The following is a 14,655-nucleotide window of genomic DNA, read 5'->3' on the forward strand; positions in this document are numbered from 1 at the left end:
AGCGGTGCTCAGTCGAGGCGGGTGGCCACCACCGACCACACCGGAAGGTGGACCCGGTGGTCTTCCAGCAGGGGGTCGATGACGCCCAGCCGGTGTACCAGCGGCCGCATCCGCTGCAGAATCTCGCCCTGCTGTTCGGACGCGAGCGTCTTCATGGCGTCGAACGTCTCCTTGAGGAAGCGGGCCTCATACGTCGTGCTGCCCAGGTAGTCGATGCGCCATCCGTTGGCACCGAACACCCGCTCGAAGTTGTCGGCGGGTATGGCCGTCCACTGCAGGCCGTTGACGTTGTGGGGGCTGAATTCGAACATGTACAGCCGCGCCCCGGGCCTGGTGGCGCGGTGCAGCGCCTGCGCGTACCGCGTCTGGGTGACCCCGTCGTTGAGGAACACGTGATAGAAAGCGCTGTCCACCACCGTGTCGAATCGACCCTCGAAGCCTTCGAGCCTGGTGGCGTCGGCCACTTGGAAATCGACCTCGACGCCGGCCCGATCGGCGTTGCGCTTGGCTTGCTCGATGGCCGAGGGTGAATCATCGATTCCGGTCGCCGAATATCCATGCGCGGCAAAGTGAATGGCGTGATGGCCGGGGCCCGTGCCGGGATCGAGCACCTCGCCGCGTATCCCGCCGTAGGCCACCAGCTGCTGGACCGCCGGCTGCGGGCCGCCGATGTCCCAGGGGATCCGCCCGCCGGCATGTTCTGCCTCGTCGTACAGCGGCTCGAAACCGGCGACGTTCCCGTCAGTCATTGCCTTCTCGCTTCCTCGCGACTCCCGACGGGAACGACACTAGTGCGAAGTTAGCTCAAAGATATAGGTCTTGCTCGCGGATCAATGCCGTGGCGAGCACGCTGATGACGGCCGTCGCCACCAGGTACCCGCACGCCAGCCATGGCGCGCCGCCGAGGGCCGCGATGAGCGCGGTCACGATCATCGGGGTAACGCCGGAGGCGTAGATGCCCGAGAACTGATACACGAACGACAGACCAGTGTAGCGCGTGCTGGTGGGATACAGCGACGAGTACAGCGTGCCCTGCGCCCCGTAGAACAGCGCGTGCACAACGCCGAACACGACGACCAGCGCCACCGCGAACCAGACCAGGTTCCTGGTGCCGAACAGGGCGAAGGCGGGGAACGCCGCGACGCCGTAGCATGCCACGCCGGCCAGGTACACCCGGCGGGCGCCGAACCGGTCGGTCAGCGCCCCCGACACGGGCAGCAGCGCCGCCATCAACAGGGCGGCGATGGTCACCACCACCAGCACCGACACCCGGTTGAAGCCCAGCGCCCCGGTGGCGTAGCTGATCGCGAAGACGCCCCAGGTGTTGAACGCCGAGCCTTCGGCCCAGCGAGACAGCAAGCCCAACACCGTGTTTCGCCTCGACCGGGGTTCACGGACGATCTCGCGGATGGGCACCGTGGCCGTGGCCTCGAGCTCACGCAGCTCGCGGAAAGCCGGTGTCTCCTCGACCCGCAACCGCACCACGACGCCGACCACCACCAGCACCAGGCTGAGCAGAAAACCGATACGCCAGCCGTAGGCGAGGAAGCGGGCCGGACCCAAGGCGATTTGCAGGAACGCGAAAATCCCTGTGCCCAAGGCTAATCCGAGCGCCAGCCCGATCTGCGGGATAGCCCCGAAGCGGCCGCGCCGGCCCTCGGGGCTGTGCTCCACTGCGAGCAACACGGCACCGGCCCACTCGCCGCCGAGGGCGAATCCCTGCAGGATCCGCAGCGCCAACAGCAACAGCGGCGCCCACACCCCGATCTGCGCGGCGGTGGGCAACACCCCGATCAACGCCGTGGCGACGCCCATGATCAGCATGGTCAGCGCGAGGCTGCGCTTGCGGCCGATCCGGTCGCCGATGTGGCCGAAGACCAGCCCGCCGACCGGCCGCATGACGAACCCGACGGCGAACGTCGCGAACGCGAGCAGCGTGCCGACAAGTGAGCTCTCGCTGGGAAAGAAGACCTTGTTGAACACCAGGCCCGCCGCGGTCGCGTAGAGGAAGAAGTCGTACCACTCCACGGTGGTGCCCAACAGGCTCGCCGCGACGACGATGCGCAGCCGCCCGCGTTGCTGCGCGGCGGACTCTTCGACCGCGCGGGCGCTCGGGTCGAGGCCTGCGCCGGTCGCCGGCGCGGGCAACGTGGCCGCCATGGTCTCAGTGGGCCGAGGCGGCCGCGAACGGCGTCGCCGATACCGGGCGCGACCGGCCGTTGGGCCGGCCGGGATGACGCCACAACCCCGTTCGCTCCAGCAGCGGCAGGACGCCCTCGCCGAACCAGTAGGCCTCTTCCAGGTGCGGATATCCCGACAGGATGAAGTGGGTGATGCCGATCTTGGCGTACTCGGTCAGCCGTTCGGCGACCTCGGCGTGCGACCCGACCAACGCGGTGCCCGCTCCCCCGCGGACCAGCCCCACGCCGGCCCACAGGTTGGGCCCCACCAGCAACCGGCTGCTGCTTCCGCCATGCAGGTCCAGCATGCGCCGCTGGCCCTCCGATTCGCTGCGGGCCAGGCTGGCCTGCACCCGCTCGACGTCGGCCGGGTCGACAGCGGCCAGCAGCCGGTCGGCCTCGGCCCATGCCTGCTCGGACGTGTCGCGGCTGATCACATGAATCCGCAAGCCGTACTGCAGGATTCGGCCGGCGTCCACGGCCAGCCCACGGATCCAGTCGATCTTCTGCGCGACCGCCGTGGCCGGCTCACCCCAGGTGAGGTAGACGTCGCTGTGCTTGGCCGCGACCGGACCGGCCGCCGCCGACGATCCGCCGAAGAACACCGCCGGCACCGGATCGGGTGGATTGTTCAGCTGCGCGCCCTCGACGCGAATGTGCTCTCCCGCAAAGGTGACCGGCTCCGATGCGGTCCACAGTTGGCGGACCACGTGCAAGAACTCGGCGGTGCGCGCATAACGCGCCTCCTTGTCGAGAAAGTCTCCGTAGGCCCGCTGCTCGTGCGGTTCGCCACCGGTGACGACGTTGAGCAGCAGCCGCCCGCCGGAATGCCGCTGGAAGGTCCCGGCCATCTGGGCGGCCAGGGTGGGGCTCAGCAACCCGGGCCGGAAGGCGACCAGAAACTTCAGCGTCTCGGTGGCCTCGACCAGCATCGCCGTCGTCAACCAGGCATCCTCACACCACAATCCGGTGGGGGTGAGCACCGCCTCGAAGCCATTGTCCTCGGCAGCCGCACAAATCTGGTGCAGGTACTTCAGCGTGGCGGGCCGGTCCCCGGACATCGGCGTCCCGTGTCCGCCCGCCACCAGGTTCCGGGAATCACCGTAGGTCGGCAGAAACCAATGAAACGCCAGACTCATCCTCAATCCTCTTTCAATCCACGACGCCAGGCACGAAAGCTCCATCCTGCGAAACTTGCGGCCGGTACGGGAGGGTTGAAACCGTCCAGATTGCATCCCCGTCCGGCGGCGCTGCCGCGCGGCGAGAGGCGTCCTCCGGGGGAGTCGACCTCCCCGCCCCATACCCGTCTTTTCTCTTCTGGCACAAGGGAATAGCAGTGCGCGGAGACACCGGCGGGCGTCGCGATGGTGGCCGTAGCATGGTGCCGCAACTCGGCCGCCAGACCCATACCTGCGGTGCCCCACAGGTAACCGGTTCATGACCGATCGGTCACGCGAGATCACACAAATGTTCCATTTCGGCGTGGCTCAGGCGGGAATGCCCGGTCAGCGCGGCATTATTGCGATCATGCCTGACCTGACACGCCGGGCGGTGCTGAGAATGGGAGCCGGCACCGGCCTGGGAGCCGCTGGCGTGTTCGCCTTAAGCGCCCTACTCGATCCGGTCAGGTCGCTAGCCGCGACGTTGCCGCAGGCTCCCGCCCCGTTCGAGCCGTCGGCAGCGAGCAGCAACCTCCCCACCAGGCTCACGGGTTCGTTCGTCTCCGCCGCCCGCGGGGGCGTGAAGACGAATTACGTGATCGCGTTGCCGCCGGGGCAAACCGGGATGCTGCGACCCGTGATCGCCCTGCACGGCAAGGACGGCGACGCGAACATGATGCTCGACTGCGGCGTCGAGCGGGGCCTGGCCCAGCTGGTCAAGGAGGGCAAGCCGCCGTTCGCGGTGGTGGGCGTCGACGGGGGCAGCGACTCCTACTGGCACAAACGGGCCGACGGCACCGACTCGGGCGCCATGGTGCTCGACGAGCTGCTGCCGATGCTGTCCTCGATGGGATTCGACACCTCTCGGGTTGGCTTGATGGGCTGGTCGATGGGGGGCTACGGGGCGCTACACCTGGGCGCCAAGCTGGGGCCCGCGCGGACCGCGGGCATCTGCGCGATCAGTCCGGCGCTGTACCCCTCGTTCGCCGACTGCGCTCCCAAGGCGTTCGACAGCGAGGACGACTTTACCCAGAACAGCGTGCTGGGTGTGCCGGCGTTGTCGCAGATCCCGCTGCGCGTGGATTGCGGCACCTTCGACCGCTTCTATTCGGCCACGCGGCAATTCGTGAGCCAGCTGAAGACGCCGCCAGCCGGCAGCTTCTCGCTGGGCGGCCACGACATCGTCTATTGGCGGGCACAGTTGCCCGGCGAGCTTGCCTGGATGGCGTCCTAGCGGAACCCCATGAGCGTCCGGCCGAGCGAACTCCCCACCCGCCAAACCGAGCGGGCGGTGAAGCGGACCGGATTTCGCCCCGACATCGAGGGCTTGCGGGCGGTCGCGGTCATCGCGGTCGCGCAGGTGCTGGCGCGCTGGCGGACCGCGCCCTGGCGGGTGGGTGAACGGCAATGAACTTCTGGTGGTCGACGAACGTCATATCAGCGAAGGGTTTTGGGAGGTTGTGGGGATGACTCCGCTGCTGCTGGCCTGCATTGCGGCCGCCGCTCCTGTCGCCGGGTTCGGCTTGCTGAACTTGCAAGCCCGCCTGGAGCGATGGGACTACGAGCGGCACGCCGAGGACTGAACCCGGGTCGTAGCTCCGCGTGCTGGCCGGCGGAGTTGCGCGCTTTCGCTGATGTTTTGCCACTCATCGTCCCCGCATGCTGGCTAACATGATCGACATTCATTCGTCGGCGGACACTCCGCTGCTGGACTGGAGCGAGCAGAGCGTGAGCGACCTGCCCACAGGGACCGTGACGTTGCTGCTTGCCGACGTGGAAGGCTCGACACGGCTGTGGGAGACCCAGTCCGACACCATGACGGCGGCGCTCGAGCAGCTCAATCAAACCGTGAACGATCTCGTCGCCGCCCACGGCGGGGTGCGGCCCGTCGAACAGGGTGAGGGCGACAGTTTCGTGGTGGCCTTTGCCCGCCCCAGCGACGCCGTCGGGTGCGCGCTTGCACTCCAGCTGGCCGTCCCGCCGCCGATCCGGATCCGCATCGGCCTGCACACCGGCGAGGTGCAGCTGCGCGACGCCGGCAACTACGCCGGGCCCACAATCAACCGCACCGCGCGGCTGCGCGACCTCGCCCACGGCGGGCAGACCGTGCTCTCCGGTGCCACCGAACCGCTGGTGCTCGACCGGCTACCGACCGATGCCTGGCTGACCGACCTGGGCGTCCACCCGTTGCGCGACCTGCCGCGGCCGGAACGCGTCGTCCAACTCAATCACCCCGGCCTGACCAACGACTTCCCGCCGTTGCGAGGGGCGAATGACGTTGCCAATGCCCATCTTCCGACACAGCTGACCAGCTTCGTCGGCCGGGGCACGCAGATCAGCGACATCGGACAGATCTTGCGGGACAACAGGTTCGTGACCCTGACCGGCGCGGGCGGCGTCGGCAAGACCCGGTTGGCGGTGCAGGTCGCCGAGCAGGTTGCGGACGCGTTCCCCGGCGGGGCCTGGTTTGTCGATCTTGCCCCCGTCACCAATCCCCTCGTCGTGCCGGTCACCCTGGCGCGCACCTTGGGTCTTGCCGACCAACCGGGCCGTTCCACCATGGAGACGGTGTCGAAGTTCGTCCGGGACCGCAAAATGCTGTTGGTACTCGACAATTGCGAGCACCTACTGGATGCCAGCGCGACACTGGTCGTGGCCCTGCTTGACGCGGGCCCGGCTGTCACGGTGCTGGCGACCAGCCGGGAGCCGGTCGGCGTCGCCGGAGAACTGACCTGGCGCGTGCCGTCGCTGTCGGTCGACGGCGAGGCGCTCGAATTGTTCGTCGACCGTGCCCGTCGCACCAGACCGGATTTCCAACGCACCGAGGACAATTCACCCGCCATCGCCGAGATCTGCCGGCGCCTGGACGGCATGCCGCTGGCGATCGAGCTGGCTGCGGCGCGGACCCGCACCCTGTCCCTGACCCAGATCGTCGACAGCCTTCATCACAACTTCCGCCTCCTGGCCGGGGGCGCACGCAACGCGGTTCGCCGCCAGCAGACGCTGCGCGCATCCATCGACTGGTCGCACGCCATGCTCACCGAGCCTGAGCGCATCCTGTTTCGCCGCCTGGCCGTGTTCATGGGCGGTTTCGACCTGGACGCCGCGCACGCCGTGGGCGCCGACGCCGGTGTGGAGCACTTCCAGCTCATCGACCTGCTCGGGCTGCTCGTGGACAAGTCGCTGATCGTCACCGAAGAAATCGACGGCATGATGCGCTACCGCCTGCTGGAGACCGTCCGCCAGTACGGCCTGGAAAAGCTCGCCGAGTCGGGCGAGGCCGAGGCCGTACGGATCCGGCACCGCGACTACTACACCGCGGCCGCCGTGACGCTGGAATCGCGGATGCGTGGCGACGGGACACCGTTGGTTCCGTGGGCCGAACTCGAGATGGCCAACCTGCGGGCCGCCCACGCGTGGAGTTGCGACGCCGGGGAGTTCGAGCCGGCGTTGCAGCTCGTCTCGGCCCTGCAGCGGCTGTGGGTGACGCGTGCACGGTTCCGCGAGGGAGTGGCCGGATTCGAGGCCGTCTTCAGCGACGAGCGGTACCGCGATACGGACGTCGCGCCCGAAATCTGGGCGCGCGCGGTCGCCGACGCGGGGCTGCTCGCGGTCTGGTACTCCGTTCCAGCCAGCCTCGAGCGGGCGGAAGAGGCCCTGGCTGCCGCGCGGCAAGTCGGCGATCAGCACCTCATCGCCCACTGCCTGAGGACCTGCTGCATGTTGGCGTTCAACGACGCGGAGCTGACCGCGCCGCTTTTCGCCGAGGCGGCCGACCTGGCTCGCGCCTCGGGCGACCTTTCCGCTCTCTACCACGTGCGCGCCTACCAGTGCTTCGCCAGGAATGTCACCGGCGATCCGATCGCGTCGCAGGAGGCCGGCGAGGAGGGACGAGACCTCGCCGACAAGCTCGGCGACAGTTTCATGTCGCGCTACAGCCGGGTGTTCCTCACGGGCGCGCTCGCCATGCAGGGCAAGCTGCCCGAGGCGCTTCGGGTATCCCATGCGCTGGTCGAGGAAGCCCGGGCCGCCGATGACCTCCCCATGGAGACGTTTGGCCTCATGGCGCTGGGACAAGCGCTCGCGATGACCGGCGATGCCGCGGCGGGCCGGGCCGCCGCGGAAGCCGCCCTCGAAAACGGCGCTGCCATCGGCGGTTTCCACGAGGACACCGCCTTCTCAGCCCTGGCCAACGCCGAGTTGGCAGATGCGAACGTTGCGGGGGCCAAGGAGGCGTGCGACGCGGCCCTGCAGCACACTTCTCCGCTGAAAGAGCTGTTTGTGCGAAGCCTGTTGCCGATGGCCGACGCTCTGATGGGTTGCGGAGACTTGCTCGGCGCCCGCCGCTGGGCGGACGACACGGTCGCAACGGTGCCCGGCTGCTATCGGGTGGCGGCGCTGACGGCGCGGGCCCGCGTCGCGGTCGCGCAACGTGAGCCGCACCAGGCCGAACGCGACCTGCACGATGCCGTCGCGGCCGCCGAGGACACGGGCGGAACCCACTATCTACCCGATGCCCTCGAAGGTCTTGCCGCCCTGGCCGCCGATATCAATCCCGAGCATTCCGCGCGGCTTTTGGGTGCGGCCGAAGGCCTGCGGCAGCGCCAGGGCTCGGTGCGCTTCAAGGCTTTTCAAGCCAGCTATGACGCGTCGCTGGCAAAGACACGAGAAGCCCTGGGCCAGCAGGCTTTCGAAGCCGTATGGGCGGAAGGCAACGCGCTGTCGACCGGAGAGGCCATCAGCTACGCGCAGCGCGGCCGCGGCTCGCGCGGACGGCCGGCCAGCGGTTGGGAGTCCCTGACGCCCACCGAACTCGACGTCGTCCGGCTCGTCGGCGAAGGATTGCCCAACAAGGACATTGCCGCACGGCTGTTCGTCTCGCCGCGCACCGTGCAGTCTCATCTCACGCACGTCTACACCAAGCTCGCCGTGTCATCGCGGGTACAGCTCGCTCAGGAAGCGGCCCGGCACGGCTAGGTCAGGTCGACAGCTGGGTGCGGATCAGCGGCGCGATCTTGTCCGCCATGTATTGATGCCCGGCGTCGTTCGGGTGCACTCCGTCCGCCCCGATCAGGTCGGGCCTACCGACGAACCAGCGTTCGGCGATCGGGTCGACCCACGTCGCACCCGCGCCGCCGGCCGCCGCCCCGAGCGCGTCGCGAATCTGCAGGATCGGGAGGGGCACGTCCGCGGTCGGCCACGGCGGCCCGATCACCAGGAACCGAGCAGACGGCGCCAGGCTGCGGGCCAAATCGAATGCGCTGCGGGCTTTTTGACCGATCACGCCCGGATCGATCGGCTCGTCGTTGCGGGAGCCGAAGAACACCACCAGCACATCGTCGCGCTGCACGGCCCTTGCGGTCAGGTCCTCGAAGACGCTGCCATGGTCGCCCGGCATGCCGTAGCCGGCCCTGCCCTCGGCCGAGACGTCGGCCGAGATCCGTTCGCCGCGCGCGGCGAGAACGTCCCAGGCGCGGGCGGGCCATGACCTCGGGCCTAGCCCACCTTCACCGGTGCCGGTGGTATAGGAGTCGCCGATGACGGCAATGTGGTTCAACCGGAAATCCAGGGTCAGCGTGTCGTAGGTGCGCACCTGAGCCGGGTACGCGATGCCGACGCCGACCAGAAAAGTCAGGCCGATGACAAAGGTGGCCAGACGACTCACCACTACCTCCCCCGTCAACGGCATCGTCATGTGCCACCGGATTTTCATCGATTATCCGCCGCCGGCCCGCGGCCGTGCGCTAACGCAACCGTCACACCGCGCGGACCGAAACAGCTTCCAGCGAGCGGTCGATCGGGTGGACCTTGCCGTTCGGCGGCTCGTCGGGCTCGCTTCTCGCGGTGACGGCTTTGACATCGACCATCCGGCGCATCCAGCGGCGGGCGGGCTCTTCGACGAAGTGATACATCACGATCGAGATGATCACGGCGATCGCGAGCAGGCCAATGATGTTCCATTTCCACGGATTGTCCTGCGGCCGAAGCTCGAACTGCTCGACTGACCAGCCCCACGCCGTGTGCACCAGCTCGTGAACCATGTACAGGCAGAACGAGATCTGGCCTCCGTAGACCATCAACCGGGTGGAGAGCACCCGGGGCAGGCTGCCGACGCCGATGGCCAGCGTGATCACCAGCGGAATGAACAGGATGTCGACCACGCCACCGCTGTCGTTCTCCACCACACCGGAGATCGGGTGCGCGTCGAACCAGTAGAGGACGCCCACCATCGCGGCCAGCAGAAGCAGGGACAGGTAGCCCGCCACTCGGCGACCGCGATCGGTCAGCCGCAGCCGGCGCACCGCGGCGCAAGCAAGCGCGCCGGCCGTGAACTGGGTGACGATCCGCGGCAGCCAGCTCCACGGGGTGTAGAAGTGGCCACTGGCCAGAAGCATGACCACGGGCGGCAGCGCCGCCGCGAACGCCAGCACCATCAGGCTGCGCGCCCGCGTCGCCTGCTTCATCCGCAGGATCACCAGCACCAGAAGGCCGAAAAGCAGATACGCCAGCCATTCCGCACTGATCGACCAGGCGGGCCCGTCCCAGCTCGAATCGTCGAAGAACGGCACGAACCACAGCTGCACCAGCAGGATCTGGCGCACGTAGCTGATCGCGGTGAGCTGACCGGCATCGGGCGACGGCACGTGGCCGACGTGCAGGGTGAAGACCACCCAGAGGGCGGCGAGATGCAGCGTGACCAGGTACACCGGCCACACCCTGGCCAGCCGCAGCCACAGGAAGTGCAGGGTCGCGCGCGTCGACCATGACCGGCCCATCCGGTCGAGGTAGTTCCAGGTCAGAACGAATCCGCTGAGGATGAAGAACAGGTCGACGCCCTGGGCTCCGCAGTTGAGCACGGGCGCGAGGGCATCGTGGAAATCGGTTCCCACGTCGCCCAGCATCGGCCGGAAGTGAAACAGCACGACCCACAGCGCGGCGACGATGCGGAGCCCCGTCAGGGCCTTGATCTCGCCCCTGATCTCTCCCGTGATATTTCCACCGCGCACAGCGCTTTTCTTTCCGCCTGGACTCTGCTGTTCCGTTCGCCTTTTAGGTCGGCTGACCGGGCGACCACGCGATATCACAAGCCCCCGCCTCGCAACCGGTAGCCATGGCAGCCTAGCAGCGCAATCGCCCCGGCGCGCGGACGGTTGTGGTGTGGCATGCGGCCTTTCGCCGAAAATCCGCGCCCGGCGACCTTTGCTCGAAAAGGGCGACAATCGCTTCCTTAGCAAACCGTTAGGTTCGGCTTTCACCCTCCTTAACCTTGGGGTTTAGCGTCAGAAGTACAGCGAACGCCACGGAGAGCGAGGGGTGTTCATGACGATCGCCGATGTGCTGGCACGGGAACAAAACGGCATCTTTCACTGCGACGGCGCCTGGATCCGGGCGCACCGTCGTCAGCTGGCCACCGTGGTGACCATCCGGGGCGAAATCGACGATCTCAATGCCGACCGAGTCGCCGGCTACATTCACCGTTTCATCCTCGGAGAAGACCGCGTGGTGCTCGACATGAGCGGCGTCAGTCAATTTGCTGCGGCGGGCATTTCGCTTCTGCAAACCGTCGATGACGACTGCCGCGCCGAAGGGGTGCAATGGACGCTGGTCGCGAGCCCGGCGGTCACCGAAGCGTTGGGTGACAGCGGTTTCTCGGACGACCACTCGGTGCCCGAGGCACTGCACGACCTGGCCGACGCCATAGCCCGGCGCCGTCGGCTGGCGCTGCCGCTGGTCAGGACGTCTTAGAGCGTCGCTCGCGGCGGTGTCGGGCGGTTCCGACCACCGCCAGCACCCCTGCACTCGTCAGCAGCAAGAGGGTCAGCAACAGCAGCTGCGGGTCGTACACCGTTGACGTCGTGAACGGCTGCCCGTCCGCGATGGGCGCCACCGCCACCGCGTGATGCGAACGCGACCAGCTCACAATCGCGCCGACGAACGCCGCGCAGGCCAGGCCGAGTTCGACGAGGACCCTGGTTGTCCAGCGTGGGGCGCTCACTGGGTGGGCCCGGCCTCGTCGTCATGGTCGGCGTCGGTGGCCTCCGAGCGGGCGGGTTCGACCCGCTCCTGGACCAGCGGGGTCAGCGCCTCGCGGAGGCGACGATGCCGGCGGGCCCAGGCCTGAACGGTGCGTTTTCCGGTGAGCCGAAGCCCGATGCCGATCCGGCCGCGGGGCACCCCGACCAACTCGCCGAGGGCCCGCGCCGACTGCCACTGGGCCAGCTCCTTACCGGACGCTTCGTGGTTTTCGGCGTCGGGATACACCTTGAGGATCTCGCGCACCAGGATGGTTTCGGTGCCTTGCCGCAGGGCGTCTTCGGTGAGCTCGACCGAGACGTGGATCCGGGCCGCCTTGACCTGCAACCCGACGAACCCCGACACCAGGACCAGGAAGATCACCGGGATCAAGAACGACACCGGGGCGCCACTCCAGACCTCGATCAGGATCATCGAGCCCGCGGCCACCGGGCCCCATGCCACCCACCACCAGCTGGCGCCCGGCTCGTAGAACAACGGCTTCGGCTCGCCCTTCGTCGACTGTGATGTCAAAGCAAGCCCCATCTCACGAAAGCCAACCGGCCGCGTCCACGGCCCAATAGGTCAGCACGATATCGGCTCCTGCACGGCGGATGCTGGTCAACGACTCGAGCGCCGCCACCCGCTCGTCGATCCAATTATTCGCGGCTGCAGCGCAAATCATGGCGTACTCCCCCGAAACCTGGTAGGCGGCCACCGGCACCGGCGAGATGTCCGCCGCGGCGGCCACCACGTCGAGGTAACTCATCGCGGGCTTGACCATGATGATGTCCGCGCCCTCGTCGAGGTCCAGCCGGATCTCGCGCAGCGCCTCGCGAAAGTTTCCCGGCTCCTGCTGATAGGTGCGCCGGTCCCCGGACAGACTGGAACTGACCGCCTCGCGGAAGGGGCCGTAGAACGCCGAGGCGAATTTCGCGGCATAGGCCAAGACCACCACGTCGGTGTAACCGGCGGCGTCCAGGCCGTCACGGATCGCGGCCACCTGGCCGTCCATCATCCCGCTGGGCCCGACCACGTGGGCGCCCGACTCCGCCTGTGCGACAGCCAGTTTCACGTACCGGGCCAGGGTGGCGTCGTTGTCGACCCGGCCCCTGGCGTCCAGCACGCCGCAATGGCCGTGGTCAGTGAACTCGTCCAGGCAGGTGTCGGCCATCAATACCGTCGCGTCGCCGAGATCCTTGGCCAGGTCCCGCAGGGCGAGATTGAGAATGCCATCGGGGTCGGTGCCCGCCGACCCCGTCGAGTCCTTGTCCTCGTCGCGAGGCACGCCGAACAGCATCAGGCCACCAACGCCGGCGTTGACGGCATCGGTCGCGGCGCTGCGCAGCGAGTCGCGGGTGTGCTGCACGACGCCGGGCATCGACGCGATCGGCCGCGGTTCGTCGATACCGTCGGCGACGAACATCGGCAGCACCAAATGCCTTGGCTCCAAGGACGTTTGCGCCACCAAACGACGCAGCGCTGGGGTGGAGCGGAGCCGACGCGGGCGCTGCCGCGGAAATGCGCTCATCAGCGGCGACCCGCTGCGCCCGGCTTCGCGCTCTCGTGGCGACCCGCCGCGCCCGGCTTCGCCGCGCTTGCGATCGCCACGGCCGCGCTTGCGATCGCCGCAACCACTAGCGCCTGCGGCTCTTCTTACGCGGCGGTGGCAGCGCACCCTCGGCGCGCAACCGCGCGGCGTGCTCGGCCAAAGCGTCGACCAGCGGACCGACCGCCGCCGTTTCCGGCTGCACGTCCACCCGCAACCCGAACTCGGCGGCGGTCTCGGCGGTCTTGGGACCGATGCAGGCGATGATCGTCCGCGCGTGCGGCTTGCCGGCGATGCCAACCAGGTTGCGCACCGTGGAGCTGGAGGTGAAGCACACGGCGTCGAACCCGCCGGTCTTGATCATCTCCCGCGTCTCCGCCGGCGGCGGGGCGGCCCGCACGGTCCGGTAGGCGGTGACGTCCTCGATCTCCCAGCCCCGTTCGCGCAGCCCCTCGGCCAGCGTCTCGGTGGCGATGTCGGCCCGCGGCAGCAGGACACGATTCACCGGGTCGAAAATGCTGTCGTAGGGCGGGAAATCGTCCAGCAGACCCAACGACGACTGCTCCCCGGCCGGCACCAATTCGGGGCTGATCCCGAAGGCGCGCACCCGATCGGCCGTGGATTCGCCGACACAGGCGATCTTCACGCCCGAGAAGGCACGAGCGTCCAGACCGAACTCGCCGAACTTCTCCCACACCGCGCGCACCGCGTTGGTGGAGGTGAACACCACCCACTGGAAGCGGCCGTCGACCAGACCTTTGACCGCCCGCTCCATCTGCGCGGGGCTGCGCGGCGGCTCGACGGCGATGGTCGGCACCTCGATCGGCAGTGCACCGTAGGAGGTCAGCCGCTCGCTCATCTCGCCGGCCTGGTCCTTGGTGCGCGGCACCAATACGGTCCAGCCGTACAGGGCGCGGCTCTCCCACCAGTTCAGCTTCGCCCGGCTGGCCACCGTCTTGCCGATGGTCACCACCAGCGGCCCGGTCAACGGGCCCGCCGGGTCCGTCGCGCCCAGCACGGCCGAGTCGGTCAGGCCGCCCAGCGTGGTCTCGATAGAACGCTGCTGGCAGGTGGTGCCGTGCGCGGTCACCACGCACGGAGTGGTCTCGGCCAGTTCGTGCTCGATCAGGGTGCGCGCCGCATCGGCCAGATGCGACGTGGTCGCCTGCAGGATCAGCGGACCGGGCGCCGCGGCCAATGCGTCCCAGTCCACATGTGGGTCGCGGACGTCGGCAACCGTGTGCGACGAGCCCAGCGGCAACCCCGCGTAGGTGGGCACGGAGTCCGTGGGAGCCAGGCCGGGCACGATCTCGAGGTGCAGGTGGCTCCGCGCGACGGCGTTCACCTCGGTGATGACCGCGTCAACCGTCAGCGGATCCCCAGCCACCAGCCGGACCACGTCGACGCCCGTTCGGGCCTCGGCCGTCAGCGTCTTCGCCACCTCGGCGGGCTCGCCGAGCGCCGGGCGGACATCGGGACCGGCCGATATCACCGCGGGTTGCTCCGCGCCGGTGGCGGCGTCGCCGTGCCCGGCGGGGGCATCGGCGGGTGCCGGGCCCGAAACCGGTGGCAAGTCTTTGCCGATCAGCGCCAGCACCGGCTCCGGCACGTCGGGGTCGGTGAACACCAAGGCGGCGTTCGCCAATACCGTGGCGGCCCGGGTGGTCAGGAGTCCCGGATCGCCGGGACCAGAACCCACGTACGTGATGCGGCCGGGTCTCGGCTTACGCCCTCGCGTCGTCATTGTCGCTCC

General features: G+C 68.4%; 13 protein-coding genes. 4 read left to right on the forward strand and 9 right to left on the reverse strand.

The window, feature by feature from the left end; all coding sequences use genetic code 11:
• Positions 1-8 precede the first annotated feature (8 nt).
• From A5750_RS19905 to A5750_RS19915, 3 genes are read right to left on the reverse strand one after another with little or no spacing between them, the layout of a single operon-like run.
• The gene (locus A5750_RS19905; RefSeq protein ID WP_156659696.1) at positions 9-749 is read right to left on the reverse strand and encodes a class I SAM-dependent methyltransferase; all 741 of its coding nucleotides are present in this window, start codon (positions 747-749) and stop codon (positions 9-11) included.
• A 55-nt stretch (positions 750-804) separates the two neighbouring features.
• The gene (locus A5750_RS19910; RefSeq protein WP_066956434.1) at positions 805-2,160 is read right to left on the reverse strand and encodes an MFS transporter; all 1,356 of its coding nucleotides are present in this window, start codon (positions 2,158-2,160) and stop codon (positions 805-807) included.
• A gap of 4 nt (positions 2,161-2,164) precedes the next feature.
• Positions 2,165-3,319, reverse strand: coding sequence for an LLM class flavin-dependent oxidoreductase (locus A5750_RS19915; RefSeq protein ID WP_066956431.1), 1,155 nt, complete (start codon positions 3,317-3,319; stop codon positions 2,165-2,167).
• Between the two features lie 376 nt (positions 3,320-3,695).
• Here A5750_RS19915 and A5750_RS19920 point away from each other — a divergent pair, with 376 nt between their 5' ends.
• The 3 genes from A5750_RS19920 (at position 3,696) to A5750_RS19930 (ending at position 8,317) form a co-directional block, all read left to right on the forward strand.
• On the forward strand, positions 3,696-4,574 hold the full coding sequence (locus A5750_RS19920; protein ID WP_231989262.1) for an alpha/beta hydrolase-fold protein: 879 nt from the start codon (positions 3,696-3,698) through the stop codon (positions 4,572-4,574).
• Between the two features lie 9 nt (positions 4,575-4,583).
• Positions 4,584-4,751 (forward strand): hypothetical protein, encoded by a 168-nt coding sequence (locus tag A5750_RS25965; protein ID WP_156659694.1) that lies wholly within the window; start codon positions 4,584-4,586, stop codon positions 4,749-4,751.
• 248 nt (positions 4,752-4,999) lie between these two features.
• A complete protein-coding gene (locus A5750_RS19930; protein WP_066956424.1) occupies positions 5,000-8,317 on the forward strand; it encodes a LuxR C-terminal-related transcriptional regulator in 3,318 nt (1,105 codons plus the stop codon).
• A gap of 1 nt (position 8,318) precedes the next feature.
• On the opposite strand, the gene A5750_RS19935 is transcribed toward A5750_RS19930, so the two are convergent.
• Complete coding sequence (locus A5750_RS19935) at positions 8,319-9,005, reverse strand: GDSL lipase (protein WP_066956670.1); 687 nt, start codon at positions 9,003-9,005, stop codon at positions 8,319-8,321.
• A gap of 91 nt (positions 9,006-9,096) precedes the next feature.
• A complete protein-coding gene (locus tag A5750_RS19940) occupies positions 9,097-10,347 on the reverse strand; it encodes an acyltransferase (protein WP_066956421.1) in 1,251 nt (416 codons plus the stop codon).
• Between the two features lie 313 nt (positions 10,348-10,660).
• Between A5750_RS19940 and A5750_RS19945 the strand changes: the two genes are divergently transcribed.
• Positions 10,661-11,086 carry an STAS domain-containing protein gene (locus A5750_RS19945; RefSeq protein WP_066956668.1) on the forward strand — a complete coding sequence of 142 codons (426 nt, stop codon included), beginning with the start codon at positions 10,661-10,663 and terminating at the stop codon, positions 11,084-11,086.
• Here the strand turns inward: A5750_RS19945 and A5750_RS19950 are convergent.
• The 4 genes from A5750_RS19950 to A5750_RS19965 form a co-directional block, all read right to left on the reverse strand.
• Positions 11,073-11,336, reverse strand: a complete 264-nt coding sequence (locus A5750_RS19950; protein ID WP_066956418.1) for a hypothetical protein — start codon at positions 11,334-11,336, stop codon at positions 11,073-11,075. The genes A5750_RS19945 and A5750_RS19950 overlap by 14 nt on opposite strands.
• Entirely contained in the window at positions 11,333-11,899 is a 567-nt protein-coding gene (locus A5750_RS19955) for a DUF3093 domain-containing protein (protein ID WP_066956415.1), read from the reverse strand. The genes A5750_RS19950 and A5750_RS19955 overlap by 4 nt, the downstream gene beginning before the upstream one ends.
• 1 nt (position 11,900) lies before the next feature.
• Complete coding sequence (gene hemB / locus A5750_RS19960) at positions 11,901-12,884, reverse strand: porphobilinogen synthase (protein ID WP_082948394.1); 984 nt, start codon at positions 12,882-12,884, stop codon at positions 11,901-11,903.
• Between the two features lie 106 nt (positions 12,885-12,990).
• Positions 12,991-14,646, reverse strand: a complete 1,656-nt coding sequence (locus tag A5750_RS19965) for a uroporphyrinogen-III synthase (protein ID WP_066956412.1) — start codon at positions 14,644-14,646, stop codon at positions 12,991-12,993.
• Positions 14,647-14,655: the final 9 nt, after the last annotated feature.

The organism is Mycobacterium sp. 852002-51613_SCH5001154 (assembly GCF_001667425.1).
GTDB lineage: Bacteria > Actinomycetota > Actinomycetes > Mycobacteriales > Mycobacteriaceae > Mycobacterium.